The sequence below is a fragment of the Cognatilysobacter xinjiangensis genome, from assembly GCF_014651995.1.
GTDB lineage: Bacteria > Pseudomonadota > Gammaproteobacteria > Xanthomonadales > Xanthomonadaceae > Cognatilysobacter > Cognatilysobacter xinjiangensis.
Map to the genome: position 1 here is coordinate 517,857 of NZ_BMXY01000001.1, position 23,269 is coordinate 541,125.

A 23,269-nucleotide genomic window follows, 5' to 3' on the forward strand; every position below is an offset into this window, starting at 1 on the left:
ATGGCGCAGGTGCATACGGCGATCGTCGACGCGGGCCAGCGAGCGCTGCATATCGCCGCGGCCTTCGATTTTGTCGCGGATCCCGGTTTCGGCGGCTACAACGCCTTCGTCGGACGCATCCGCGACCTCAACCATGGCCGCGGCGTGCTGGGCGTCAGCTACGACATGTTCGACGCGCTCGCGCTGCAGCGCTTCGACGAAATCGCGCGAGAGGCCGTCGCCACGTTCGGCCCCGGCGTGCGCGTCTGGATCGAGCACGCGAAAGGGCGGCTGGACGTCGGCGGCGTGGCCGTGGTGATCGCCGTCGGCACGCCGCATCGTGACGAGGCCTTCCGCGCCTGCCGGCAGGTGATCGAGGCGGTCAAGCACACGGTGCCGATCTGGAAGCAGGAACATTACGAGGACGGCAGCAGCGAATGGAGCGAGGGCTGCTCGCTGTGCCGCGCGGATTGAGTTTCACCGGCGTGGTGCTCGCCGGCGGGCGCTCCTCGCGCATGGGCCGCGACAAGGCGCTGCTTGAAATCGACGGCCGCACGCTGCTCGACCGTGCCGTCGCGCTGCTGCACGACGCGGGCGCGGCGACGGTGATCGTGAGCGGCGACCGACCCGGCGCCACTGCCGATGCGACGCCGGGCCTCGGCCCCGTCGGCGGCATCGCGAGCGTCCTGCCGGGTGTCGACGATGGCGCGATGGTGGTTCTACCGGTCGATATGCCGGCGCTCGATGTCGCCACGCTGCGCATCCTGCTCGCCGCGACCGGCGACGCGCCGGCCGCTCATTTCGCCGGGCATCCGTTGCCATGGGCGGCGCGGATCGACGCGGCGCTGCGGGCCCGGATCCTGGCGTTGGTAACCGACGGCCGCGGCCCTTCGATGCGGGCCTTGCACGCGGCAGCGGGCGGGATCGAGCTGCCTATGGCCGACGCGGCGCGCCTGCGCAACGTCAATGCGCCCGCCGACTGGGCCGCATTCGCATGAAGGTCCAGTTCGAGAGCGGCCGCCTGCGGCTGCGCGTCGGTAACGCGGAACTCGCCGCGCTGCGGGCGGGCGACACGCTCGCCGTTGCGCTCGACTGGCCGGGGCGGCCGTGGCGCCTTGCCCTGGACGCAGGCGACAGTCTGGGCTTCGAAATCACGGCTCGGGACGTGACGCTCGCCTTGCCGCGCGCCGACCTCGACGCGCTTGCCGCACGGCTGCCCGCGCGCGACGGCCTGCGCTACGCCCTCGAGCTGCCGTCCGGCCCGTTGGAGCTGCGTTTCGAGGTCGACCTGCACGACGGGCGCGTCCGTCCGCGTTGACGTGCGGGCCGAAACGGCGAACCATTGGTGGCCTGCGCGACGCCGCCGTCGCGCCCGAAACGAGGTGGCCCGCGGGAACGCCGGCCGAGCGTGCGACATGAGCACTACCATCGCCCCGCGCTGAAACCCTCGCACCGGCCACGCCGGTGCCGCATTCCCGTGCCGCGCCGCCGGCATCGACATCCCGGATTTCCATGATCGCCATCACGCTGCCCGACGGCTCGCGCCGCGAGTTCGACCACCCCGTTTCCGTCGCCGAGGTCGCCGCCTCGATCGGCCCCGGCCTTGCCAAGTCCACCGTCGCCGGTGAAGTCGACGGCAAGCTCGTCGACGCCTGCGACGTCATCGACCACGACGCGAAGCTGCGCATCATCACGCCGAAGGATCCCGAAGGCGTCGAGATCATCCGCCACTCCTGCGCGCACCTCGTCGGCCACGCGGTCAAGCAGCTCTATCCCGAGGCCAAGATGGTCATCGGCCCGGTGATCGAGGAGGGCTTCTACTACGACATCTGGAGCGAGCGCCCGTTCACGCCCGACGACCTCGCCGCGATCGAAAAGCGCATGGCCGAGCTGATCGACAAGGACTACGACGTCATCAAGAAGATGACGCCGCGCGAGGAGGTCATCGCCACGTTCAAGGCGCGCGGCGAGGACTACAAGCTGCGCCTGATCGAGGACATGCCCGACCAGACGCAGATGGGCCTGTACCACCACGAGGAATACGTCGACATGTGCCGCGGCCCGCACGTGCCGAACACGCGTTTCCTCAAGGCGTTCAAGCTCACGCGCATTTCCGGTGCGTACTGGCGCGGCGATTCGAAGAACGAGCAGCTGCAGCGCATCTACGGCACCGCCTGGGCCGACGCCAAGCAGCTCAAGGCCTACATCCAGCGCATCGAGGAAGCCGAGAAGCGCGACCACCGCAAGATCGGCAAGCAGCAGGATCTCTTCCACCTGCAGGAAGAAGGCCCGGGCCTGATCTTCTGGCATCCGAAGGGCTGGTCGATCTGGCAGGTCGTCGAGCAGTACATGCGCCGCGTATACCGCGAATCGGGCTACCAGGAAGTGCGGTGCCCGCAGATCCTCGACGTTTCCCTCTGGCAGAAGTCGGGCCACTGGGACAACTACAAGGACAACATGTTCTTCACCGAGTCCGAGAAGCGGACCTACGCGCTGAAACCCATGAACTGCCCGGGCCACGTGCAGGTGTTCAACCAGGGCCTGCACAGCTACCGCGACCTGCCGATCCGCTACGGCGAGTTCGGCGCCTGCCATCGCAACGAGCCCTCGGGCGCGCTGCACGGCATCCTGCGCGTGCGCGGCTTCACGCAGGACGACGGCCACGTGTTCTGCACGGAGGACCAGATCGAGGCCGAAGTCCGCGCGTTCCACGCGCAGGCGCTGAAGGTCTATTCCGATTTCGGTTTCACCGACATCCAGATCAAGATCGCCCTGCGCCCGGACAACCGCCTCGGCGACGATGCGACCTGGGACAAGGCCGAGAACGCGCTGCGGGAGGCACTGCGCGCAGCAGGCGTCGAATGGGAGGAGCTGCCGGGCGAGGGCGCCTTCTACGGCCCGAAGATCGAGTACCACCTGCGCGACGCCATCGGCCGCACGTGGCAGCTCGGCACGATGCAGGTCGACTTCATGATGCCGGGGCGCCTCGGGGCCGAATACGTCGATGAGGCGAGCCAGCGCCGCCATCCGGTGATGCTGCACCGGGCCATCGTCGGCTCGATGGAGCGCTTCATCGGCATCCTGATCGAGCACCACGCCGGCGTCTTCCCGAGCTGGCTGGCCCCGGTGCAGGCCGTGGTCATGAACATCACGGACGCCCAGGGCGACTGGGTGGAGGAGGTCCGGAAAAGCCTTGTGAATCAAGGGTTCCGGGTTCATTCGGATTTGCGGAACGAAAAGATCGGCTATAAGATCCGCGAGCACACGCTGCAGCGCGTGCCGTACCTGCTGGTGGTCGGAGACCGGGAGAAGGAAAACGGCATGATCGCCGTGCGGACCCGCGGAGGGGAGGATCTGGGCTCGATGACCGTCGACCAGTTCGCCGCGAGACTGCAGGGCGAGGCCCTCTGAGGGCGGCTGTGGCCACGACCGGCCGTCCCGACGGCCGGTTCCATACCTGGAGATCGAAACATCAGTACCGCCGAAAAGCCGAATAGGAAGAACAGCGAGATCCGAGTCCCGCGCGTCCGAGTGATCGGGAGCGATGGCGAGATGGTCGGCGTGCTCACGCGCGACGAAGCCCTCACGATGGCCCAGGACGAAGGCCTCGATCTCGTTGAAATCCAGCCGAATGCGGATCCGCCGGTCTGCAAGATCATGGATTTCGGCAAGTTCCGCTTCGAGCAGCAGAAGAAGGCCAACGAGGCCAAGAAGAAGTCGAAGCAGGTCGAGATCAAGGAAATGAAGTTCCGCCCCGTGACCGACGAGGGCGACTACCAGATCAAGCTGCGCAACATGCGCCGCTTCCTGGAGGAAGGCGACAAGATCAAGGTCAACATCCGCTTCCGTGGCCGCGAGATGAGCCACCAGGAACTGGGTCGCCAGATGGCGCAGCGCATCGAGCAGGACCTGGGCGAGGACATCGTCATCGAGTCCCGCCCGCGCCTGGAAGGCCGCCAGATGGTGATGATGATCGCGCCGAAGAAGAAGCAGCCGTAAGGCGGTTTCGACGTCAGGACGGCCCGCTTCGGCGGGCCGTTCGCGTTTCCGGCGGCGCCGCGGCCGGCTGGGTGCAGGCAAGCGGTCGCTGTATCCGCTTCTGCTTCCGCATGGAGCATGTAGCGGATTCGGCCGCTGGCGGGCGCCGCGCCGGCACGCAAGCTGCTGATTGCACGGCCTTAACGGGTCGTGCACAATAGGCGGCCCGGTTTCGGCCGGGCGCGCCGCAAGGCGCATCAGGACCCGTCACGACCGGCTCGGCCGGCTCGTCGACCAAACGCCGGTATGGGCAGGAAGGAAAGCGTGGCGCAGGCCACCGCCCAGCCAGTCAGACATCCGATTAGGACATCGCAATGCCCAAGATCAAGACCAATCGGGCGGCGGCCAAGCGCTTCCGGAAGACCGCTTCCGGCAAGTACAAGTGCGGCCACGCCAACAAGAGCCACATCCTCACCAAGAAGGCGACCAAGCGGAAGCGCAACCTGCGGCAGACGAACCACGTTCGTGCCGAGGACGCGGGCCGTCTGGACCGCATGCTGCCGTATCTCTGAGGAGGGCTGAACAATGGCACGAGTTAAGCGTGGCGTGATGGCGCGTCGCCGTCACAAGAAGGTTCTGGCCCAGGCCAAGGGTTACTACAACGCGCGCCGCAAGGTCTTCCGCGTCGCCAAGCAGGCGGTCACGAAGGCGCTGCAGTACGCGTACATCGGCCGCAAGCAGAAGAAGCGCCAGTTCCGCACCCTGTGGATCGCGCGTATCAACGCCGCGGCCCGCCAGAACGGCATGAGCTACAGCCGCTTCATCAACGGCCTGCTGAAGGCCGGGATCACGCTCGATCGCAAGGTCCTCGCGGACATCGCCGTCAACGACGCGGCGGGCTTTACCGCGCTGACCGAGAAGGCGAAGAGCGCGCTCGCGGCGTAAGAAGCACCAAGCGAAGCCCGCGCTCCATGCGCGGGCTTTCGCCGAAAGCCTCACGCATGGGGAAGGGCGCAAGTCCTTCCCCATGTTCGTTTCCGGCATGTGGAAATCGCGACGCGGAGCCCGCGTCGGCAGCGGCGGCGGTGCGATGGCACCGCGCCCGCCCATCATCCGGCCGGCGCCCGGCGTCCGGCCGACAGCGGAGAGTGGTGGTCCATGAGTGAGATCCAGTCGCTGACCCAGCAGGCGCTCGCCGACATCGCGGCGGCCGAATCCGCCGAGGCGATCGAGGCGCTGCGCGTCGCGCTGCTCGGCAAGTCGGGCAGCATCACCGGCCAGCTCAAGCAGCTCGGCGCACTGCCGGCGGAGCAGCGCAAGGCCGCGGGCGAGGCGATCAATGCCGCGCGCGACACGGTGACGACGGCGCTCACCGAGCGCCGCGTGGTGCTCGAAGCCGCTGCGCTGGACGCACGCCTTGCGTCGGAATCGATCGATGTGACGCTGCCGGGCACGGATATCGCGCATGGCGGCCTGCACCCCGTCAGCCGCACGCTCGAGCGCATCGCCGAGATCTTCGGTCGGCTGGGCTACCAGCTCGCCGACGGCCCGGAGATCGAGGACGACTGGCACAACTTCGAGGCGCTGAACTTCCCGCCGCACCATCCGGCGCGCGCGATGCACGACACGTTCTACTTCGGCGACGGCCGCCTGCTGCGCACGCATACCTCCGGCGTGCAGGTGCGTTTCATGCAGGACGCGGTGAAGTCCAAGAGCGGTCCTCCGCTGCGCATGATCGCGGCCGGCAAGGTCTACCGCTCCGACAGCGACCAGACGCATACACCGATGTTCCACCAGGTCGAAGGCCTGCTGGTCGACGAGCGCGCGAGCTTCGCCGATCTCAAGGGCACGCTGGTCGAGTTCGTGCGCGCGTTCTTCGAGCGCGATTTCGACATGCGCTTCCGCCCGAGCTACTTCCCGTTCACCGAGCCGTCGGCGGAAGTCGACATCGCCTGGGCGCAGCCGGACGGCAGCACGCGCTGGCTCGAGGAAATACACCGGCTTCGCGTTCGGCCTCGGCGTCGAGCGCTTCGCGATGCTGCGCTACGGCGTCGACGACCTGCGCAGCTTCTTCGAGAACGACGTGCGTTTCCTGCGCCAGTTCGCCTAAGCCGAATCCCGATTCCTGATCCCGCCGGCGCTGCCGGCGCGACGAGCGAGACACCGATGAAGTTCTCCGAAAACTGGCTCCGACAGCACGTGCCGACGCAGGCATCGCGCGACGAACTCGCCGCGACGCTGACCGCGATCGGCCTCGAGGTGGAGGAGGTGACGCCGCTGGGCGAGTCGCTGGACGGCGTCGTCGTCGGACGCATCGTCAGCGCCGAGCGTCATCCGGAAGCCGACCGCCTGCAGGTCTGCCGCGTCGACATCGGGCGCGGCGAGCCGGTGCAGATCGTCTGCGGCGCACCGAACGCGCGTGCAGGCCTCGTCGCGCCATTGGCGACCGTGGGCGCGACGCTGTCGGGCGGTATCGAGATCAAGGCCGCGAAGCTGCGTGGCGTCGAGTCGTTCGGAATGCTGTGCTCGGCGAAAGAGCTGGGGATCGACGCCGATGCGTCGGGCCTGCTCGAGCTCCCGGAGAACGCCCCGGTGGGCGCGCGGCTGAGTGAGTTCCTCGCACTTCCGGACGCGTCGATCGAGATCAAGCTGACGCCCAATCGCGCCGACTGCTTCGGCGTGCGCGGCATCGCCTACGACGTGGCCGCCGCGACGGGCGCGCAGGTGGCGCCGATGGACATCGCGCCGGTCGACGCGGAAATCGCGTCGACGCTGCCGGTCGAGCTCCAGGCGGGCGCCGATGCGCCGCGCTACTGCGGCCGCGTGATCGAGCGCGTCGACGCGACGCGTCCCACGCCCACGTGGATGGCCGAGCGGCTGCGCCGCAGCGGCATCCGCCCGGTGTCGTTCCTGGTCGACGTCACCCAGTACGTGATGATCGAGCTGGGCCAGCCCATGCATGCCTTCGACCGCGGCACGCTCACCGGCCCGGTCGGCGTGCGCCATGCGCGCGACGGCGAGTCGCTGAGGCTGCTCGACGGCCGCGACGTCACGCTCGATCCGCAGTTCCTCGTGGTCACCGACGGCGACCGCGCCGTCGCGCTCGCCGGCATCATGGGCGGGCACGAGACCCGCGTGACCGACGCGACGCGCGACGTGTTTCTGGAGTCCGCGCATTTCGCACCCAGTGCGATCATCGGCCGCGGCCGCAAGCTCGGCCTGCATACCGATGCCTCGCATCGATTCGAGCGCGGCGTCGACCCCGAACTGCCGCGCGAGGCGATCGAGTACGCGACGCAGCTCATCCTCGACGTCGCCGGCGGCCGCGCGGGGCCCGTGGTGGAGGCGGCGCTCGACCAGCACCTGCCGCGTCCGTCCGCGATCCGCCTGCGCCGCGAGCGGTTGGCGCACGTGCTGGGAGCGCGCGTGGCCGACGGCGAGGTCGAACGAATCCTGCGTGCGCTCGGGCTGGACGTCGAAGCCGTCGACGGCGGCTGGCGCGTGACGCCGCCGAGCCGCCGCTACGACATCGCGATCGAGGAAGACCTTGTCGAGGAGGTCGCGCGCATCCACGGCTACGACGCGCTGCCGGCCACGTTGCCGGCGGGCGTGGTGCCGCTGGCGCCCGCGACCGAGTCGCGCATCGAGCCTGCCCATCTGCGTCGTGCGATGGCCGCTCGCGACTATCTCGAAGCCATCAATTATGCCTTCGTCGATGCCGTATGGCTCGATGCCTGGTCGCTGCAGACCGATGCGGTGGCGCTCGCCAATCCGCTGAGCGCGGAGCTCGCGGTGATGCGCACCTCGCTGCTGCCCGGCCTGGTGGCCGCGCTGGGCCGCAATGCCGCGCGCCAGCAGCCGCGCGTGCGCCTGTTCGAACTCGGGAACGTGTTCCATGCGGCGGGCGAGGGCGCTGCACCCCTGCACACGCAGCGCATCGCCGCCGTGGCCTGCGGCGACGTCGGCCGCGAACAGTGGGCAATGACGGCGCGCACGGTCGGCTTCCACGACGTCAAGGGCGACCTCGAGAGTCTTGCCGCGCTGTCGGGTGCCGAGTTCTCGTACCAGCGCTCGAGCAAGCCTTGGGGCCACCCGGGTCGCTCGGCCGACGTGCTGCTCGACGGACGCGTCGTCGGCTGGATCGGCCAGCTGCATCCGCGCCTGCAGCAGGCGCTGGGCCTGGACGTCGACGTGGTCGCCTTCGAGGTCGATCTCGACGCCGTGCAGGCGCGCGCACTGCCGAAGGCGCAGCCGCTGTCGCGCTATCCCTCGGTGCGCCGCGACCTCGCGTTCGTGGTCGCCGACAGCGCCGAATGGGGCGCGCTCGAGGCCTCCGTGCGCGCCGCCGCGGGCCCCTCGTTGCGCGACCTCGTGCTGTTCGATGTCTACCGTGGCAAGGGGGTCGAAACCGGCTTCAAGAGTGTCGCCATGGGCTTGATCCTGCAGGAAAAAAACCGCACTCTGACCGACCGCGACGTGGACGCTGTCGTCGGCGACGTGGTCGCCGCGCTGCAGCGTGAGCACGGCGCGACGATCCGCAGCTGAGCCCGAGGAACCGCACGATGACGCTGACCAAGGCCGAGATGGCCGAGCGACTGTTCGACGAGGTCGGCCTCAACAAGCGCGAGGCCAAGGAGTTCGTCGATTCCTTCTTCGATGCGCTGCGCGAGGCGCTGGAGGGCGGCCGCCAGGTCAAGCTGTCGGGCTTCGGCAATTTCGACCTGCGTCGCAAGAACCAGCGCCCGGGGCGCAACCCGAAGACCGGCGAGGAGATCCCGATTTCCGCACGCACGGTGGTGACCTTCCGCCCGGGCCAGAAGCTCAAGGAGCGCGTCGAGGCCTACTCGGGGGCGACGGACCATGCTTGATCCGGGCAGCAACAAGGAACTCCCGCCGATCCCGGCGAAGCGCTACTTCACCATCGGTGAGGTAAGCGAGCTCTGCGACGTGAAGCCGCACGTGCTGCGCTACTGGGAGACCGAGTTCCCGATGCTCAACCCGGTCAAGCGCCGCGGCAACCGCCGCTACTACCAGCGCCACGAGGTGCTGATGGTGCGGCAGATCCGCGGCCTGCTGTACGAGCAGGGCTACACCATCGGCGGCGCGCGGCTGCGCCTGGAAGGCGACTCGCAGAAGGAAGAGTCGGCGCTGAGCTCGCAGATCATCCGGCAAGTCCGGATGGAGCTCGAGGAAGTGCTGCAGCTGCTGCGGCGCTGATCGGACCAGCGATCGATGATGCCGGTCGAAGGATCGGCCCACGCGCGCTATACTGCGCGCCCGCTTAGGCGGACCGGTTTTCCGGGGTATAGCGCAGCCTGGTAGCGCACTTGTCTGGGGGACAAGTGGTCGTCGGTTCGAATCCGGCTACCCCGACCAAAACGATGGAACGCGACGCCCGGCCCCGGCCGGGCGTCGTCGTTTGTGGGGCCCTCAGACCCGACGTCGAAGCGGCCGTGGAACTTCCCGCGCCTGCGCATGCTCATAGCGCGGCCTCTCCAACGGATCGGAAACCATGCGCCCCATCGTCGTCCTGAGCCTCGCGGCCAGCCTTGCCTTGCCCGCCGCCCACGCGCAGGCGCCCGCTGGACAGGTCGCGCCCGCGCCGCAACTGCTCGAAACCGCCGTCGTGCGGGTGCCCGGCCCCGGCATGTGGCAGGTGCGACGCGGCGACCACACGCTGTGGATTCTCGGCACCGTCTCGCCGTTGCCGGCAGGCATGGCGTGGAACTCGGCGCGCGTGCGCGGGGTGATCGCCCAGGCCGGTGAGGTCATCGCGCCACCGAGCATCACTGTCGACGCCGACATCGGGTTCTTCGGCAAGCTCGCGCTGCTGCCCTCGCTGGTCGGCGTGCGCTCGCTGCCCGACGACAGACGCCTGTCGGATGTCGTGCCCGCCGCCGACTACGCCCGCTGGACGGCGCTCAAGCAGCGCTACATCGGGCGCGACGGCTCGGTCGAGCGCTGGCGACCCATGTTCGCGGGCTTCGAGCTGTACGAGAAGGCGATCAAGACCGTCGGCCTCAGCGGCCGCAACATCGTCGGCAGCGAGCTCGAGGCCGCGATGAAGGGGCGCGGCCTGAAGCCCGTGCGCCCGGTGGCCAAGATCACCGTGGCCAATCCGAAGAAGGCGATCAAGGAGTTCAAGGCCGCGGAATTCGCCGACGCCGAGTGCTTCCGCAAGACGCTCGACCGCGTCGAATCAGACCTGCCGGCACTGGCCGCGCGCGCCGATGCATGGGCTCGGGGCGACATCGACGCGCTGCGCTCGCTGCGCCACCAGGACCTCGCGGACGTCTGCGAGCGGGCGATGCTCGGCGGCCAGTTCGCGAGCAAGTACGGCATGGATCGCCTCGAGGCCGAGGCACGTGCGAAATGGATCGCGCAGGTGGAGTCCAGCCTGTCGAAGCATCGCGTGGCGTTCGCGACGCTGCCGATGCGCGAGGTGCTGTCCCCCGACGGCCTGGTGGCCGCGCTGGCCGCGAAGGGCTATGTGGTCGAGGCACCGGCCAGCGAAGCCGCCCAGTGACAGCAGGTTGCAGCCTTCGGCACCCGCATTAGCATCGGGCATCCGGGACCGGAGATAGCGTCATGTCGCTCCGTGCGCTGTGCGCCGTCGTCGCGATGCTTGCATGCCTGGAGGCGGCCGCGGCCTGTCGCCGCACGGGTTCGACGACGACCTGTACGGCCGAGCCCGGCGTCACCCGCACGCAGCGGGCCGGGCGGGTCGAGACGTCGAATGCGCCGATCGGAGCGACGTGGGAGCGTTACCGCGTCGAGGGAGCGGGCTACACGTACACGTTGGGCACGGATGCCGAGGGGAGGCGCTGGGCCAGTGCGAAGCGCAAGCCGGCCGGGTCGGCGTTCCTGCTCCGGGACGACGGCGGAGCGCCAGCGACCGTGCCGCCGCCGCTTCCGGTAGGCGCGGCCGCGCGCGACTGATCATCGAAGGGAACGGCCGGACGCTCCCCTCCCGCCATCCCCTCGCGGGATCTGCCGATGCAAGCGCGGCTGCCGCGCCGTCGTGAGCGCGGCTCAGCCCGCGACAACGTCGATCAGACCGCCGCCCGCGCCGGTCCGAACAGGCCGGGCCAGCGCTGCAGGACCACCGCGCGGATGCCGGCGACGTCCAGGCCTGCCTCGGCCAGCAGTTGTTCGCGGCTGGCGTGGTGCTGGAACTCGTCGGGCAGGCCGAGGTGGAGCACCGGCAGCGTGATGCCTTCGGCCGCCAGAAGCTCCGCCACGCCCGAGCCGGCGCCGCCCGCGACGACGTTGTCCTCGAGTGTCACGAAGCCTTCGTGCGTGCGTGCGAGTTCGATGATCAGCTCGCGATCCAGCGGCTTCACGAAGCGCATGTTGGCGACGGTGAGGCCGAGCTCGTCACCCACCGCCTGCGCGGCCGGCACGATCGCACCGAAGGCGAGCAGGGCGATGCGCGAGCCACGGCGACGGACCTCGCCGCGGCCGATCGGCAGCGTGTCGAGCGTGGGTTCGATCGCGGCGCCGGGACCGGTGCCGCGCGGGTATCGCACCGCGGCCGGGCCTTCGTAGCGGTGGCCGGTTGACAGCATCTTGCGGCACTCGTCCTCGTCGGCGGGCGCCATCACCACCATGTTCGGCACGCAGCGCAGGAACGAGAGGTCGAGGTTGCCCGCATGCGTTGCGCCGTCGGGGCCCACCACGCCGCCGCGGTCGATCGCGAACAGCACGTCGAGGTTCTGGATCGCGACATCGTGCACGAGCTGGTCGTAGCCGCGCTGCAGGAACGTCGAGTAGATCGCGCACACGGGCTTGGCGCCCTCGCAGGCCATGCCGGCGGCCAGCGTCACCGCGTGCTGCTCGGCGATGGCGACGTCGAAATAGCGCTGCGGGTATTCGCGGCTGAAGCGCACCAGGCCGGAGCCTTCGCGCATCGCCGGGGTGATGCCCATGAGGCGCGGATCGGCGGCGGCCATGTCGCACAGCCAGTCGCCGAAGATGTCGGTGTACGTGGGCTTCTTCGCGCCGGCCTTCGCGACCATGCCCTTGGCGGGGTCGAACGGCGACACGGCGTGGTAGCCGATCTGGTCGCCCTCGGCGAGCTCGTAGCCCTTGCCCTTGGTCGTGATGATGTGCAGCAGCTGCGGGCCCTTCAGGCCCTTCAGCGTCTTCATCGTCGACACGAGCGCGTCCATGTCGTGGCCGTCGATCGGGCCGGTGTAGTGGAAGCCCATCTCCTCGAACAGCGTGGACGGCACGAACATGCCCTTCCAGTGCTCTTCCCAGCGCTTGACGAACTTCGCTGGCGCGCCGTTCTTGTCGCCCAGCAGCTTCTTGCCGCCCTCGCGGATCGCGTTGAGCGCGCGGCTGCCGCTGAGCCGACCGAGCATCTTGGTGAGCGCGCCGACGTTCTCGGAGATCGACATCTGGTTGTCGTTGAGGATCACCAGCAGGTTCGGCTCGGGCTCCATGCCGCCGCCGTGGTTCAAAGCCTCGAACGCCATGCCCGCCGTCATAGCGCCGTCGCCGATCACCGCGACCACCTTGCGGTCGTCGCCGCGCGCCTGCAGCGCGATCGCCATGCCCAGCGCGGCCGAGATCGACGTCGAGCTGTGGCCGACGCCGAAGGTGTCGTACTCGGATTCCTCGCGCTTCGGGAAGGGCGCGACGCCGTCCTTCTGCTTGACGGTGTGGATCGTGTCGCGACGACCGGTCAGGATCTTGTGCGGATACGTCTGGTGCCCGACGTCCCACACGATGCGGTCGGTAGGCGTGTCGAACAGCCAGTGCAGCGCGACGGTCAGCTCGATCACGCCGAGCCCCGCGCCGAAGTGGCCGCCGACCAGCGCGACCTGCTCGATCAGGTAGCCGCGCAGTTCCTCGGCGATCGCCGGCAGCTCGCTTTCGTCGAACTGGCGCAGGTCGGCCGGGGTGCTGATGCGGGAAAGGCGCGGATAGCGCTGCGGGTCAATCATGGAAGCAGCCGGAAAAGCGAACCCCGCATTGTCCCGCGGCGGGGCCGCGAGCGGCAAGGCATCGCGTCCCGCATCCGGCGTCCGTACAGGCTCAGCGGCCGCGCAAACGGCCGAAAAGGCCGCCGGATTTCGAGGTTTCCGGCTCGGGTTCGGGTTCGCGGAACGGCTCCGCGAACCCGGTCGCCAGCGACGCGTTCACGAAATCGGCGACCTCGGATTCCGGCACCGAGCTCGCTTCGGCGATTTCCTTCACCGTCGCCGGGCCCTTCATCATCGCGGTGGCGATGCGGAAGTGCTTGGGGAATTCGCGCTCCGTCTGCGGCCACTTGAGCAGGCGGAAGCGTTCGTCGGCCTCGTAACCCGGCGCGACGCGGCCTTCGCCGGCGAGCAGCGCGCCGTACCACACCAGACGCGAGAGCGGCTGCGCGGTGCCGAGCGCCGCGGTCTGCGCGCTCCAGACGTCGGGCGAAACCGCTTCGAAGTCGGCGAGCGTGGCGTCGCGCTCGAACAGCGGCGTCACCGGCTTGAGCGAGGAGGCCCCGTAGTACTGGCGCTGGTCGGCGTCGATCAGCACCGACGCATCGCCCTGCGCGAAGCGCAGGCGGCCACGCAGGCGGCCGGAGGCAAGCCATTCGGCCAGCGTGCGCGGCTCGGCGTCGCGCAGTGGCGCGGCCGGCGCGACAGGGCGCGGCGTGTCGGCGGGCGCAGACGGGGCAGCGGTCGGTTCGATGCTGGGTGCGGCGGGAAGTACCTGGCCGACCGCCACGCTGGGTGGCTCCTCCGCGACGGCGGCGGGCTCGGTGATCGCCTCGGGATTCGCCGGCAGTTCGGCGGCCGCGGCGTGCGCGGGGCGCTCCTCGGGCAACTGGTCCTCGGGCTGCGGCGACGGTGTCATGCCTGAAGGCTGCGACGGCGTCACCGCGACCGGCGTTGGTGCCGGCGTCGGCGCGCTCGGCCCAGGCGCGGCCACCGGCTCGGCCGCAACGCCATTGGCTTCGCGGATGTCGCGCAGCAGGCGGGCAAGTTCGTCCGGCTCCACCGGACGGCCGATGCGATAGGGCGTCTGCGTGCGAGGCGCGGCCGTGAGGCCGACCACGTGCTTGCCCGCGGCATGCAGGCGCAGCCAGCTCATCGGCCCGTACATGCTGTCCATGTCGACGACGACGTAGTCCGCATGAGTGTCCGGCACCAGCTGCCAGCCGCCGCCGGCGACGGGCAGGGCCTGCTCGAACGCGCGGCGCAGCTCGCTCTCGGTGGACGCGTCCATGCCGGTGAAGCCGAGGGTCAATGCGGCCATCAGATCTCTGCCTTGTATTTGCATCGAGTGTTGCGAATGGGTCCGCGCGCGTCAACGCGTGCTGCGACGCGGCAGTCCGCGCCGTGTCGCCGGCTTCGTGGATTCGTGAACAGGTACCCGCTTCGACGGATCAGCCGGCCAGCCGGCGCGCGCGGCGCGGCAGCTGCGCCTTCAGGAATTCCATCTGGTCCGCGAGGATGTGGCGGTTGGAAAGGATCAGGTGCTCGATCCAGCTCGGGCGGTAGGGCACCGCCAGCAGCGGCATGCCCGCCTGCTGCGGCGTGCGGTTTCGCTTGCGCGAATTGCAGGGGAAGCAGGCGGCGACGACGTTCTCCCAGATGTCGCGCCCGCCCTTCGAGAGCGGCATCACGTGGTCGCGCGTGAGCTGGCTGCGCGGGAAGAGGTCGCCGCAGTACAGGCAGAGGTGCGCATCGCGCGCGAACAGCGCGGGATTGGTCAGCGACGGCGTCGGATTGAGCGCATGCGCGCGGGCACGGCCGCGCGTGGCGACGATCGGATGCAGTTCGACGATGCTGCGTTCGCCGCTGTCGCGTGCCAGGCCGCCGTGCACGCGCAGACAGGGTCCGCCGAGCGTCCAGGCCACCGCACCGCGTGCGTACAGGCAGGTCGCCTCCTGCCAGTGCAGCCAGTCGAGCACGTGGCCGTGCGCGTCGAGCGAAAGCAGGCGGACGCCGTCGAGCGGGAAGCCGCCGGGCGGCGGCGTAAGCGGTTCCACCGACCAGACGGGGTCATGGTCGACGAGTCGCAGGCGGGCATGGGAAGGCGCCATGCCCGGAGCTTATAACGGACCGGTGACGAGGATGCGTCGCCGGTCCCATCGGGCCTCGGGGCGGGTGCCGCGGTTCAGCGCCCCGCGTCGAACGCGGCGGCGTCGAGCGTCATCAGCGAGGCCGAGCCACTGCGGATCGCCGCGACGTGGGCGAGCGTGCGCGGCAGGATGCGTTCGAAGTAGAAGCGGGCGGTTGCGCGCTTGCCCTCGGCGAAGGCCGGCTGGACCTGCGCCTCGTCGAGCGCCGCCACGCTGCGCGCCCACCAGTAGGCGAGGCTGACATAACCCGAAAACAGGAGGTAGTCGTAGGCCGCGGCGCCGAGCTCGTCCGCGTTCTCGCCGCTGCGCTGCGCGAGCTCGACGCTGAGCTGCTGCCATTGCGTCGCGAGTTCCGACAGGGCGCTGCAGTAACCGGCAAGCTCGGCCTTGCCGCCGTTCGCTTCGCAGAAGTCTCGGATGCGGCCCAGCATCAGCTTAAGGCCCGCACCCTTGAGCTGGAACACCTTGCGGCCGAGCAAGTCCAGCGCCTGGATGCCCGTCGTGCCCTCGTAAAGCGTGGTGATGCGCGCATCGCGTGCGAGCTGTTCGAGGCCGTGCTCGTGGATGTAGCCGTGGCCGCCGAAGCACTGCATCGCGTCGTAGGTGACCTCGATGCTCCATTCGGTCAGGCAGGCCTTGACGATGGGCGTGAGGAAACTCACGAGGGCCTCGCCTTCGGCGCGTTCCGCGTCGTCGGCGCCGTGCGTGAAGCGGTCGTACTGCAGCGCGGCGTCGTAGGCCAGCGCGCGGCCGCCTTCGACCAGCGACTTGCACGTCAGCAGCATGCGGCGCACGTCGGGGTGGACGATGATCGGATCCGCCGGCTTGTCGGGAAACTTGGCGCCCGTCGCCGACCGCATCTGCAGGCGCTCGTTCGCGTAGACCAGCGCGTTCTGGAAGGCGCGGTCCGACAGGCCCAGGCCCTGCAGGCCGACCGCGAGGCGCGCGGTGTTCATCATGACGAACATCGCCATCAGGCCCTTGTGCGGCTCGCCGACGAGATAGCCCTCCGCGCCGTCGAAATTCATCACGCACGTGGCCGAGCCGTGGATGCCCATCTTGTGCTCGAGGCTGCCGCAGCGGACGGTGTTGCGCTCGCCGGTCGAGCCGTCCTGCGCGACGCGGAACTTGGGCACGACGAACAGCGAGATGCCGCGGCTGCCGGCGGGCGCGTCGGGCAGCTTGGCCAGCACGAGATGGACGATGTTGTCCGTCATGTCGTGCTCGCCGGCGGTGATGAAGATCTTGGTACCGGAGATCGAATACGTGCCGTCGCCGCGCGGCTCGGCGCGGGTGCGAAGAAGACCGAGATCGCTGCCGCAGTGCGGCTCGGTCAGGCACATCGTGCCGGTCCAGCGGCCTTCGACCAGCGGTTTCAGGAACACCTCGCGCTGCCACTCCGTGCCGTAGACGGACAACGCTTCCACCGCGCCATTGCTCAACAGCGGGAAGTTGCCCCAAGCGAGGTTCGCGGCATCGACCATCTCCTTGATCGGAAAACCCACGAGGTGCGGCAGGCCCTGGCCGCCGTGCTCGGTCGCGGTCACGAGGCCGGTCCAGCCGCCCTCGACGTACTGCGCGTAGGCCTCCTTGAAGCCCGGGGGTGTGCGCACCTCGCCGGTCGCGCTGTCGAGCGTGCAGCCGATCTCGTCGCCGACGCGGTTGAGCGGGGCGAGCACCTCGCGCGCGAAGCGCGCGCCTTCCTCCAGCACGGCGTCGAGCACGTCGCGGGTGGCGTCGGCGAAGCCCAGTCGGGCGAATTCCGGTTCGGCCTTGAGCAGGTCGAACAGGACGAAGCGCATGTCGGTCAGCGGGGCGTCATAACGGCTCATCTCGTTCTCCTCAACGCAGGACGCCCGGCAGGCCCGGGGCAGGGCTCAAAGAACTCCGGTACTCGACGTCGAACGTCTGCTGCGACTTCTCTTCGGGGGTGGCGGCGATCTCACCCTTGAGCGTGTAGGCGACGCCGCGCTGCGAGGCGAGAGCTTCGGCCACGGCAAGCTTCGCGGCCGTTGACGGCTGCACGCTCACGGCGACGACGTCGGCCGATGCCGGCCCGATGTCGAGTGCGGGCGTGGCGACGATGTCGCCGGCGGCCTGGTCGGACGCGGCCAGCGCGAGGCGCACGCGATCGAAACGCATCGGGATCGAGCTGTAGTTCTGCAGGCGCAACTCCACGTCCCAGCTGCCGTCGGCGCGCACGGTGAGTTGCTGGATCTGGGCGGAAGGCTTGGACACGCGTCGCACCGGGCCACTCGCGCACGCCGCCAGCAGCGCGGTCGTCGCGACGAGAAGCAGGCTGGTGCGCACGGGGGGTGGCGTCGGCATCGAGCATCTCCGGTCGGTCAGCCGACGAGCATACCGTCCCGCACGGTGGACGCGGGGCGATCCGATGGAACCGCGCTTTGCGGACCTCGCAATCGCCGAGGCATGCGTCGGCCGCGGGCGCGCTATCGCGTCGTCGCGTGGTCGGCCAGCAATTGCGACCAGTCGCCGGAAGTCGGTGGCGCGGGGCCGTCGTGGGCCTCGCTACGCACGGCGAGCCACAGCGCGCAGCGCTGCGCGAACGCCTGCAGGAGTTCGAGGTCGAGCGTGGTCAGCGGCGGGCCGGCGTCGCGGCGGTCGACGTAGATCGCGCCGAGGCTGCGCTCGCCATCGAACAGCGGAAGCGCGACCAGCGTGCGCAGGCCCGCACGCGCGGGCTCGCGGCCGGTCATCCATGCGGGCTGGCCGATGTCGTTGAACACCACCGGCGTGCGCGAACGCAGCGCCTGCGCGATCGCGCCCAGGCTGCCGGTGAATTCGGGGCCGGTGGCGAGCGAGGCATCGAGCGCCATCGACGTCGCGACGCGGTAGCGGCCGTCCTCGACCGTCAGCACGAAGCCGCGCGTGCACTGCGCGAGCTCGAGTACCGCGCGCAGGCCCTGCTCGAGGAATCGCCTGGTGGCGCGCGCACCGACCTGCGCCGCGGCCGAGCCCTCGATGCGTTCGATCATGCGCGCGGCTTCGTCGCGCCGTTCCTGCCAGCGGCGCAGCTGCTCCGCGGCGGCCTGCGCGTCGAGCACGCCGAATTCGCAGTGCAGGTCGCCGAAGCGCAGCCAGGCGCTGCGGGCGAGCACGGTATCGGTGATGCGCGCGCCGTCGACGAAGGTGCCGTTCTTGCTGTCGAGATCGACCAGCCGCCAGCTACCGTCGGCCTGTTGCTCGAGTTCCGCATGCCGCCGCGACACCGACGCCTGCGGCAGCTGAAGGTCGGAGCCGACCGCGCGCCCGATGCGAAGGCGCTCACCGGGAGCGACGATGCGCGCGATGGCCGCGCCCTCGGGGACGTATGCGATGAGACGTGCCTGCATCGGCCCATCCTAGCGGCTGGAACGGGCCTGCGGAGAAAAGATGCGGCCGGCCGACGAAGGCGGCGCCGGCGGTGGCATGCGCAGGCACCGCCTCGGCTCGCGACGTGGCATCGACCCGTCGCGTCCGTGGTGCGGATTCTCCGTCAGCGCCCGTGCCGCTTCAGGGGCGACGCTCGCTGCGGGCCAGTCGCTCCGCCTCGCGCACGGCGCGCACGTCCAGCGGCCGGATCTGCTCGATGCGACACGGCACCGGCCGGATGCCCGGGCCGAGCGGATACACGCGATCGAAGCGCGCGGACACCTGGCCGGTGTTCTCGGTGAGCTGGATGCCCTGCGCCCACTCGAGGTCGGGGCAGTTGGCCACGTCGAGCAGGTAGGCGCGGGTCGGCGAGATCCATACCGCCAGCGCCTGTTCGCCGAGCGGCGTCCACTGGGTGAACGAGCGCATGTAGGGAAAGCTGGAAACCGGCTCGCCCGCGTGCGCCCGATAGAGCGCGAGCTGGTCCGCGGCACGTTCGGCCGAATGGGTCGCGCAGCCGGCGAGCGCGGCCACGGCAAGAAGGGCGGGAAAGGCGATGCGCATGACCGTCTCCTGGGCGGATGGAATGGATGATGCACCCGTGCGGGGAAGGCCGATGCATGGGCGTCGTGCCTGTTCAGCACGCGGGCGGCTTGCCAATGTCTCCACCTCTCCGTAACATGCCGCCTCCCACGGCCCGGCCGTGGTCGTGGCCGGGTAGCTCAGTTGGTAGAGCAGGGGATTGAAAATCCCCGTGTCGGGGGTTCGATTCCCTCCCCGGCCACCACGATTCGATGGAGAAGCCCGCACCCGTTGCGGGCTTTTTCTTTTGCGCCGTCGCCTTGACCGCATGCGCCGCAGGCGGTCGAATGTCCTTCGCAAAACGGAGGTCGCCATGAAGCTCTGGTCCATTGACGGCAATCGCCAGAAGCTCGACGGCGGCGCGATGTTCGGCAACGCGCCGCGCGCGCTGTGGTCGCGCTGGGCCGCGCCCGACGAGCAGGGCCGCATCGACCTGGCCTGCCGCGCACTGCTGGCGACGCCGCTGGCCGGCAGGACGGTGCTGTTCGAGGCCGGCATCGGCGCGTTCTTCGAGCCGAAGCTGCGCGAGCGTTTCGGCGTTGCGGAGGATCGCCACGTGCTGCTCGAGTCGCTGGCGCAGGCGGGCTTCGCGCCGGAGGACATCGACGTCGTCGTGCTCTCGCACCTGCATTTCGACCACGCGGGCGGCCTGCTCACGGCCTGGCAGGAAGGCGCGGAGCCGTCCCTCGTCTTTCCGAATGCCACCTACATCGTGGGCCGCCGGCATTTCGAGCGTGCGATCGATCCGCATGATCGCGACCGCGCGAGCTTCATTCCTGCGCTGCCCGGGCTGCTGAAGGCCACCGGCCGGCTGGAACTGGTCGACGGCGGACATTCGCAGGCGCTGGGCGACGCGGTGCGCTTCCATTTCAGCGACGGCCACACGCCGGGGTTGATGCTGGCCGAGATCGTCGGCCCGCCGGACGCGCAGGGCCGCCCGCACGGGGGCGTCGTGTTCTGCGCCGACCTCATCCCCGGCCGTCCGTGGGTGCACGTGCCGATCACGATGGGCTACGACCGCAACGCCGAACTGCTCATCGACGAGAAGCGCAGCTTCCTCGACGACATGCTGGCCCGAGACGTCCATCTGTATTTCACCCACGACCCCGACTGCGCGCTCGCGCGGGTGACGCGTTCGGCCGAGGGGCGCTTCGGCACGGTCAACGAGGTTCCGCTGCTGCAGGCGCGGCCGCTCGCCGCATGAGACGGGGTCTTGCCGCCGGCACATTGCTGGCGCTGATGATGGTGGCCGGCGCGGTGCGCGCCGACGCGACCGTGGAGGGCGACCCCGTCGCGTCCAATACGCTGGAGGACGCCGACTTCGGCGTTGTGTCCAGCCAGTTCGGGCTGGAGCGGCGTGTCGAGATGTACCAGTGGCGTCGCGACGACGAAGGCGGGTATTCGACGGTCTGGAATGCCGCGCCGATCGATTCCTCGTCGTTCGATGCGCCTCACCGCAACCCGTCGCGCCTGCCGGTGCGCAATCGCCAGTGGTGGGTCGAGTCGGCGACGCTGGACGGTAAGCCGCTTCCGCTCGCGGTAATCCGGCTGCTCGGCCAGTGGCAGGCGGCCAAGCCGAATTTCTCGCGATTGCCGGGCAAGTTCGCCGAGCGCTACCAGCCCGAGGGCGACGGGCTGGCGAGCAGCTACAACCCCCTCGCGCCCGAGATCGGCGACGTGCGCATCACCTGGCACGAATTCGTGCTGCCGCCGCTCGCCGGAAAGGTCGAGCTGCACGAGGGCGAGTGGCGCCTGAGCGCGAAGGCCGCCGCGGCGCCCGCGGTGGCGCGCCCGGCCGTCGACATCGCGGCCGCCGCGCGCAGCCCGGCGCTGCGACTGCGGCCCTGGCTCATCGCGATCGCCATCGCCGCGCTCGCAGCGCTGTGGTTCCTCATCCGTGCCATCACCGGAGGCAAGTTCTGATGCCCGTTGCGTCGCCCGTGGTCACGCTTCTCGTCGCCGGCCTGCACGGCCTGCTCCTGCTGATGCTGCTGGTGCCGATCGTGCTGCTGCGTCGCGGCCGCAAGGTCGGCCTCGGCCATGGCGGCGACATCCAGTTGCTGCAGCGCATCCGCGCGCACGGCAACTTCGTCGAATACGTGCCGCTTGCGCTGATCCTGATCGCGCTGCTGGAAATCACCGGGTTGCGGCGCGAGGCCGTGGCGCTGCTGGGCGGCGTCCTGCTGATGGCGCGCGTGCTGCACGCGGTCGGGCTGTGGCGTTCGCCCGGTTACTCGTTCGGGCGCTTCACGGGCACGGTGCTGACGTTCCTCGTGATCCTCGCGTCGGCCGCGCTCGCGATCACGCGCGGCGTCGCCGGCCTTTCGCTGGGCTGAGCCATGCATCCCGCGCGCGTAGACCGCGCACGGCTGCGCGTGCTGACCGACCTGCCGAACGTCGGGCCGTCCATCGCCGGCGATCTCCGACGCATCGGCGTCGAGACACCGGCGCAGCTTGCCGGACAGTCGCCGCTCGCGCTGTACGAGCGGCTCTGCGAGGTCACCGGCATACGCCACGATCCGTGCGTACTCGACGTCTTCATGTCGATCACGTGCTTCGTCGACGGCGGACCGTCGCTACCGTGGTGGGACTACACCGCCGAGCGCAAGGCGCTGCTCGCACGCTGACCGCAAACGAAAAGGCCGGCGCATGCGCCGGCCTTTCGACTCCGTGACCGCTGGCCTCAGGCGGCGGCGGCCTGCGTGGCACGAGGGCCTTCGCGCAGCGCGCGGCCGACCATCGCCACCACCATGTCCAGCTCCTCGCTGGTGATGGTGAACGTGGGCGTGAAGCGCAGCGAATTGACGCCGCCGTGGATCACGCCGATGCCGCGCTCTCGCAGCCACTCCTCGGTCGAGCCGGCGCCGTAGCACTTGAACTGCGGGGCCAGCTCGCAGGAGAACAGCAGGCCGGTGCCCTGCACCTTGGTGATGAGCCCGCCCAGCTCGGCGCGCAGCGCTTCGAGCCGCTCCAGCGCTTCGACGCCGCGCGCGCGGATGTTTTCGCGCACGTCGGGCGTGACCTGTTGAAGTACCGCCAGCGCGACGTCGAGCGCGCGCGGATTCGTGGTCATCGTGTTGCCGTACAGGCCCTTGCGGTACAGCGCCGCGGCGCGCGCGTTCACCGCCAGCACCGACAGCGGGTACTGGCCGGCGTTGAGCGCCTTCGAATAGGTCTCCATGTCCGGCGCGTCGGCGTTCTCGAAACCGGGGTAGTCGACGATCGACAGCGCGCCGGTCGCGCGCAGGCCGGCCTGGATCGAATCCACCAGCAGCAGGCCGCCATGCGCGTGCGTGAGCTCGCGGGCGGTGTCGTAGAACGCGCGCGGCACGCCGCGGCCGGGGTCGCCTTCGCCCATCACCGGCTCGAGGAACATCGCCTCGATGAACCAGCCGTTCGCGTCGGCATCGGCGAACGCGCGGCGCAGCGCCTCGACGTCGTAGGGCTCGACGGTGATGACCGAGTCCTCGCCGCGGAAGCTCGCGAGGTGCTGCATGTAGGTCTTCCGCGAGGAATCCGAATACAGCGCCGGGCGCTCGGTGCGGCCGTGGAAGCTGCCCTTGACCACGAGGCGCTTGATCGTGCGGCCGGCGTGGCGCGCGCCCGGGTCCGTCATCAGCTTCGCGTTGGCATCGGCGATGCGCGAGGCCAGTGAGACCGATTCGGAGCCCGAGTTCAGGCACAAGAAGCGCTCGTACGGACAGCCGCCGCGGGTCGTGCCGATGGCGGCGCGCAGCGCGCGGTCGAAACGCAGCTGCGAGAGCGAGGGCGTCATGATGTTCGCCATCACCTGCGGCTTGGCCATCGCCTCGATGACCTTGGCCGGCGCATGGCCGAAGCCGAGCATCCCGTAGCCGCCCGAGTCGTGCAGCACCGCGCCCTTGAGCGTGACCACCCACGGGCCGCGCGCGACCAGGGCGACGTACGGGTTCACCGCGTCGTCGGCATAGAAATTGACGAAGCCCGCCTGCACGGCAGCGATCTGCGCGTTCTCGTCGAGGTCGAGCAACTCGGCGACCTCGCCTTCGATCGCCGCGAACTCGCGGGCGGCGGCCTCGATGGCCTCGCGCAGCTCGGGGTGCGAGGCGGCGAAGCGCTCGATCGTCGCATCGTCCAGCCCGCTCGTTCGACGCTGGCCGCCGCGGGCGCGTAGGGGCGCGAGGAGGGCGACGGCGTTCGCGGTGGTATTCGACATGGCGGGCTCCTGAGGTGCAGGGAGGGAACGGGCGGGAAAACGCGGCGAAACAGCGGGCGCGGAAGCGCGCGCGAAGGCGTTTTCCG

Annotated in this window: 24 protein-coding genes, 2 tRNA genes and 1 pseudogene; 19 read left to right on the forward strand and 8 right to left on the reverse strand. The window is 69.7% G+C overall.

Annotated features, from left to right (window positions below; all coding sequences use genetic code 11):
- From IE066_RS02445 to IE066_RS02510, 14 genes and pseudogenes are all read left to right on the forward strand, one after another.
- On the forward strand, window positions 1–453 hold the full coding sequence (locus IE066_RS02445; RefSeq protein WP_189446733.1) for a molybdopterin synthase catalytic subunit: 453 nt from the start codon (window positions 1–3) through the stop codon (window positions 451–453).
- Window positions 417–977, forward strand: a complete 561-nt coding sequence (gene mobA, locus IE066_RS02450) for a molybdenum cofactor guanylyltransferase (RefSeq protein WP_189446734.1) — start codon at window positions 417–419, stop codon at window positions 975–977. Before IE066_RS02445 ends, mobA begins: the two co-directional genes overlap by 37 nt.
- On the forward strand, window positions 974–1,297 hold the full coding sequence (locus IE066_RS02455; protein ID WP_189446735.1) for a hypothetical protein: 324 nt from the start codon (window positions 974–976) through the stop codon (window positions 1,295–1,297). The genes mobA and IE066_RS02455 overlap by 4 nt, the downstream gene beginning before the upstream one ends.
- Before the next feature lie 194 nt (window positions 1,298–1,491).
- Entirely contained in the window at window positions 1,492–3,390 is a 1,899-nt protein-coding gene (thrS, locus tag IE066_RS02460) for a threonine--tRNA ligase (RefSeq protein WP_189446736.1), read from the forward strand.
- A gap of 60 nt (window positions 3,391–3,450) precedes the next feature.
- Complete coding sequence (gene infC / locus IE066_RS02465; protein ID WP_343221351.1) at window positions 3,451–3,978, forward strand: translation initiation factor IF-3; 528 nt, start codon at window positions 3,451–3,453, stop codon at window positions 3,976–3,978.
- 353 nt (window positions 3,979–4,331) lie between these two features.
- On the forward strand, window positions 4,332–4,529 hold the full coding sequence (gene rpmI, locus IE066_RS02470) for a 50S ribosomal protein L35 (protein WP_027083463.1): 198 nt from the start codon (window positions 4,332–4,334) through the stop codon (window positions 4,527–4,529).
- Window positions 4,530–4,542: 13 nt separating this feature from the next.
- The gene (rplT, locus tag IE066_RS02475) at window positions 4,543–4,902 is read left to right on the forward strand and encodes a 50S ribosomal protein L20 (RefSeq protein WP_189446737.1); all 360 of its coding nucleotides are present in this window, start codon (window positions 4,543–4,545) and stop codon (window positions 4,900–4,902) included.
- 213 nt (window positions 4,903–5,115) lie between these two features.
- Window positions 5,116–6,067 (forward strand): annotated as a pseudogene (locus tag IE066_RS02480) (phenylalanine--tRNA ligase subunit alpha).
- Between the two features lie 56 nt (window positions 6,068–6,123).
- Complete coding sequence (pheT, locus tag IE066_RS02485; protein WP_189446738.1) at window positions 6,124–8,502, forward strand: phenylalanine--tRNA ligase subunit beta; 2,379 nt, start codon at window positions 6,124–6,126, stop codon at window positions 8,500–8,502.
- Between the two features lie 17 nt (window positions 8,503–8,519).
- The gene (locus IE066_RS02490) at window positions 8,520–8,825 is read left to right on the forward strand and encodes an integration host factor subunit alpha (RefSeq protein WP_189446739.1); all 306 of its coding nucleotides are present in this window, start codon (window positions 8,520–8,522) and stop codon (window positions 8,823–8,825) included.
- On the forward strand, window positions 8,818–9,174 hold the full coding sequence (locus IE066_RS02495; protein WP_189446740.1) for a MerR family transcriptional regulator: 357 nt from the start codon (window positions 8,818–8,820) through the stop codon (window positions 9,172–9,174). The genes IE066_RS02490 and IE066_RS02495 overlap by 8 nt, the downstream gene beginning before the upstream one ends.
- Window positions 9,175–9,256: 82 nt before the next feature.
- Window positions 9,257–9,333, forward strand: a tRNA-Pro gene (locus IE066_RS02500).
- Between the two features lie 136 nt (window positions 9,334–9,469).
- Entirely contained in the window at window positions 9,470–10,483 is a 1,014-nt protein-coding gene (locus tag IE066_RS02505) for a TraB/GumN family protein (RefSeq protein WP_189446741.1), read from the forward strand.
- Window positions 10,484–10,545: 62 nt separating this feature from the next.
- Window positions 10,546–10,896, forward strand: a complete 351-nt coding sequence (locus tag IE066_RS02510; RefSeq protein WP_189446742.1) for a hypothetical protein — start codon at window positions 10,546–10,548, stop codon at window positions 10,894–10,896.
- A 113-nt stretch (window positions 10,897–11,009) separates the two neighbouring features.
- On the opposite strand, the gene dxs is transcribed toward IE066_RS02510, so the two are convergent.
- The 7 genes from dxs to IE066_RS02545 all read right to left on the reverse strand — a co-directional run bounded on the left by dxs (window position 11,010) and on the right by IE066_RS02545 (window position 18,970).
- Window positions 11,010–12,908 (reverse strand): 1-deoxy-D-xylulose-5-phosphate synthase, encoded by a 1,899-nt coding sequence (gene dxs / locus IE066_RS02515; RefSeq protein ID WP_189446743.1) that lies wholly within the window; start codon window positions 12,906–12,908, stop codon window positions 11,010–11,012.
- A 91-nt stretch (window positions 12,909–12,999) separates the two neighbouring features.
- Window positions 13,000–14,205: a serine/threonine-protein kinase gene (locus IE066_RS02520; RefSeq protein WP_189446744.1), complete on the reverse strand. Its 1,206-nt coding sequence runs from the start codon at window positions 14,203–14,205 to the stop codon at window positions 13,000–13,002.
- Between the two features lie 130 nt (window positions 14,206–14,335).
- A complete protein-coding gene (locus IE066_RS02525) occupies window positions 14,336–14,995 on the reverse strand; it encodes an HNH endonuclease (protein ID WP_189446745.1) in 660 nt (219 codons plus the stop codon).
- A gap of 74 nt (window positions 14,996–15,069) precedes the next feature.
- Entirely contained in the window at window positions 15,070–16,866 is a 1,797-nt protein-coding gene (locus IE066_RS02530; protein ID WP_189446746.1) for an acyl-CoA dehydrogenase C-terminal domain-containing protein, read from the reverse strand.
- A 10-nt stretch (window positions 16,867–16,876) separates the two neighbouring features.
- Complete coding sequence (locus IE066_RS02535) at window positions 16,877–17,362, reverse strand: LEA/WHy family protein (RefSeq protein ID WP_189446747.1); 486 nt, start codon at window positions 17,360–17,362, stop codon at window positions 16,877–16,879.
- A 122-nt stretch (window positions 17,363–17,484) separates the two neighbouring features.
- Entirely contained in the window at window positions 17,485–18,387 is a 903-nt protein-coding gene (locus tag IE066_RS02540) for an FHA domain-containing protein (RefSeq protein WP_189446748.1), read from the reverse strand.
- 160 nt (window positions 18,388–18,547) lie between these two features.
- On the reverse strand, window positions 18,548–18,970 hold the full coding sequence (locus tag IE066_RS02545) for a DUF6491 family protein (RefSeq protein ID WP_189446749.1): 423 nt from the start codon (window positions 18,968–18,970) through the stop codon (window positions 18,548–18,550).
- Between the two features lie 147 nt (window positions 18,971–19,117).
- Here IE066_RS02545 and IE066_RS02550 point away from each other — a divergent pair.
- The 5 genes from IE066_RS02550 to IE066_RS02570 all read left to right on the forward strand — a co-directional run bounded on the left by IE066_RS02550 (window position 19,118) and on the right by IE066_RS02570 (window position 21,615).
- Window positions 19,118–19,193, forward strand: a tRNA-Phe gene (locus IE066_RS02550).
- Window positions 19,194–19,301: 108 nt separating this feature from the next.
- Window positions 19,302–20,192, forward strand: coding sequence for an MBL fold metallo-hydrolase (locus tag IE066_RS02555; protein ID WP_189446750.1), 891 nt, complete (start codon window positions 19,302–19,304; stop codon window positions 20,190–20,192).
- Window positions 20,189–20,911 (forward strand): TMEM43 family protein, encoded by a 723-nt coding sequence (locus tag IE066_RS02560; RefSeq protein WP_189446751.1) that lies wholly within the window; start codon window positions 20,189–20,191, stop codon window positions 20,909–20,911. The genes IE066_RS02555 and IE066_RS02560 overlap by 4 nt, the downstream gene beginning before the upstream one ends.
- Window positions 20,911–21,324 carry an MAPEG family protein gene (locus tag IE066_RS02565; RefSeq protein ID WP_189446752.1) on the forward strand — a complete coding sequence of 138 codons (414 nt, stop codon included), beginning with the start codon at window positions 20,911–20,913 and terminating at the stop codon, window positions 21,322–21,324. The genes IE066_RS02560 and IE066_RS02565 overlap by 1 nt, the downstream gene beginning before the upstream one ends.
- 3 nt (window positions 21,325–21,327) lie before the next feature.
- Complete coding sequence (locus tag IE066_RS02570) at window positions 21,328–21,615, forward strand: helix-hairpin-helix domain-containing protein (protein WP_189446753.1); 288 nt, start codon at window positions 21,328–21,330, stop codon at window positions 21,613–21,615.
- 56 nt (window positions 21,616–21,671) lie between these two features.
- Here IE066_RS02570 and IE066_RS02575 read toward each other — a convergent pair whose 3' ends face one another.
- Window positions 21,672–23,183: an aminotransferase class III-fold pyridoxal phosphate-dependent enzyme gene (locus IE066_RS02575; protein ID WP_189446754.1), complete on the reverse strand. Its 1,512-nt coding sequence runs from the start codon at window positions 23,181–23,183 to the stop codon at window positions 21,672–21,674.
- Window positions 23,184–23,269 lie beyond the last annotated feature (86 nt).

What these genes read in the sequence shown, in the direction of transcription:
- IE066_RS02545 (WP_189446749.1), bottom strand. Translation starts at nt 18,970, where the DNA reads ATGCGCATCGCCTTTCCCGCCCTTCTTGCCGTGGCCGCGCTCGCCGGC.
- IE066_RS02555 (WP_189446750.1), top strand. Translation starts at nt 19,302, where the DNA reads ATGAAGCTCTGGTCCATTGACGGCAATCGCCAGAAGCTCGACGGCGGC.
- IE066_RS02510 (WP_189446742.1), top strand. Translation starts at nt 10,546, where the DNA reads ATGTCGCTCCGTGCGCTGTGCGCCGTCGTCGCGATGCTTGCATGCCTG.
- IE066_RS02570 (WP_189446753.1), top strand. Translation starts at nt 21,328, where the DNA reads ATGCATCCCGCGCGCGTAGACCGCGCACGGCTGCGCGTGCTGACCGAC.
- IE066_RS02490 (WP_189446739.1), top strand. Translation starts at nt 8,520, where the DNA reads ATGACGCTGACCAAGGCCGAGATGGCCGAGCGACTGTTCGACGAGGTC.
- rplT (WP_189446737.1), top strand. Translation starts at nt 4,543, where the DNA reads ATGGCACGAGTTAAGCGTGGCGTGATGGCGCGTCGCCGTCACAAGAAG.
- IE066_RS02525 (WP_189446745.1), bottom strand. Translation starts at nt 14,995, where the DNA reads ATGGCGCCTTCCCATGCCCGCCTGCGACTCGTCGACCATGACCCCGTC.
- IE066_RS02560 (WP_189446751.1), top strand. Translation starts at nt 20,189, where the DNA reads ATGAGACGGGGTCTTGCCGCCGGCACATTGCTGGCGCTGATGATGGTG.
- IE066_RS02520 (WP_189446744.1), bottom strand. Translation starts at nt 14,205, where the DNA reads ATGGCCGCATTGACCCTCGGCTTCACCGGCATGGACGCGTCCACCGAG.
- pheT (WP_189446738.1), top strand. Translation starts at nt 6,124, where the DNA reads ATGAAGTTCTCCGAAAACTGGCTCCGACAGCACGTGCCGACGCAGGCA.
- IE066_RS02495 (WP_189446740.1), top strand. Translation starts at nt 8,818, where the DNA reads ATGCTTGATCCGGGCAGCAACAAGGAACTCCCGCCGATCCCGGCGAAG.
- IE066_RS02575 (WP_189446754.1), bottom strand. Translation starts at nt 23,183, where the DNA reads ATGTCGAATACCACCGCGAACGCCGTCGCCCTCCTCGCGCCCCTACGC.
- IE066_RS02565 (WP_189446752.1), top strand. Translation starts at nt 20,911, where the DNA reads ATGCCCGTTGCGTCGCCCGTGGTCACGCTTCTCGTCGCCGGCCTGCAC.
- thrS (WP_189446736.1), top strand. Translation starts at nt 1,492, where the DNA reads ATGATCGCCATCACGCTGCCCGACGGCTCGCGCCGCGAGTTCGACCAC.
- IE066_RS02540 (WP_189446748.1), bottom strand. Translation starts at nt 18,387, where the DNA reads ATGCAGGCACGTCTCATCGCATACGTCCCCGAGGGCGCGGCCATCGCG.
- IE066_RS02455 (WP_189446735.1), top strand. Translation starts at nt 974, where the DNA reads ATGAAGGTCCAGTTCGAGAGCGGCCGCCTGCGGCTGCGCGTCGGTAAC.
- dxs (WP_189446743.1), bottom strand. Translation starts at nt 12,908, where the DNA reads ATGATTGACCCGCAGCGCTATCCGCGCCTTTCCCGCATCAGCACCCCG.
- IE066_RS02535 (WP_189446747.1), bottom strand. Translation starts at nt 17,362, where the DNA reads ATGCCGACGCCACCCCCCGTGCGCACCAGCCTGCTTCTCGTCGCGACG.
- IE066_RS02445 (WP_189446733.1), top strand. Translation starts at nt 1, where the DNA reads ATGGCGCAGGTGCATACGGCGATCGTCGACGCGGGCCAGCGAGCGCTG.
- IE066_RS02530 (WP_189446746.1), bottom strand. Translation starts at nt 16,866, where the DNA reads ATGAGCCGTTATGACGCCCCGCTGACCGACATGCGCTTCGTCCTGTTC.
- mobA (WP_189446734.1), top strand. Translation starts at nt 417, where the DNA reads ATGGAGCGAGGGCTGCTCGCTGTGCCGCGCGGATTGAGTTTCACCGGC.
- rpmI (WP_027083463.1), top strand. Translation starts at nt 4,332, where the DNA reads ATGCCCAAGATCAAGACCAATCGGGCGGCGGCCAAGCGCTTCCGGAAG.
- IE066_RS02505 (WP_189446741.1), top strand. Translation starts at nt 9,470, where the DNA reads ATGCGCCCCATCGTCGTCCTGAGCCTCGCGGCCAGCCTTGCCTTGCCC.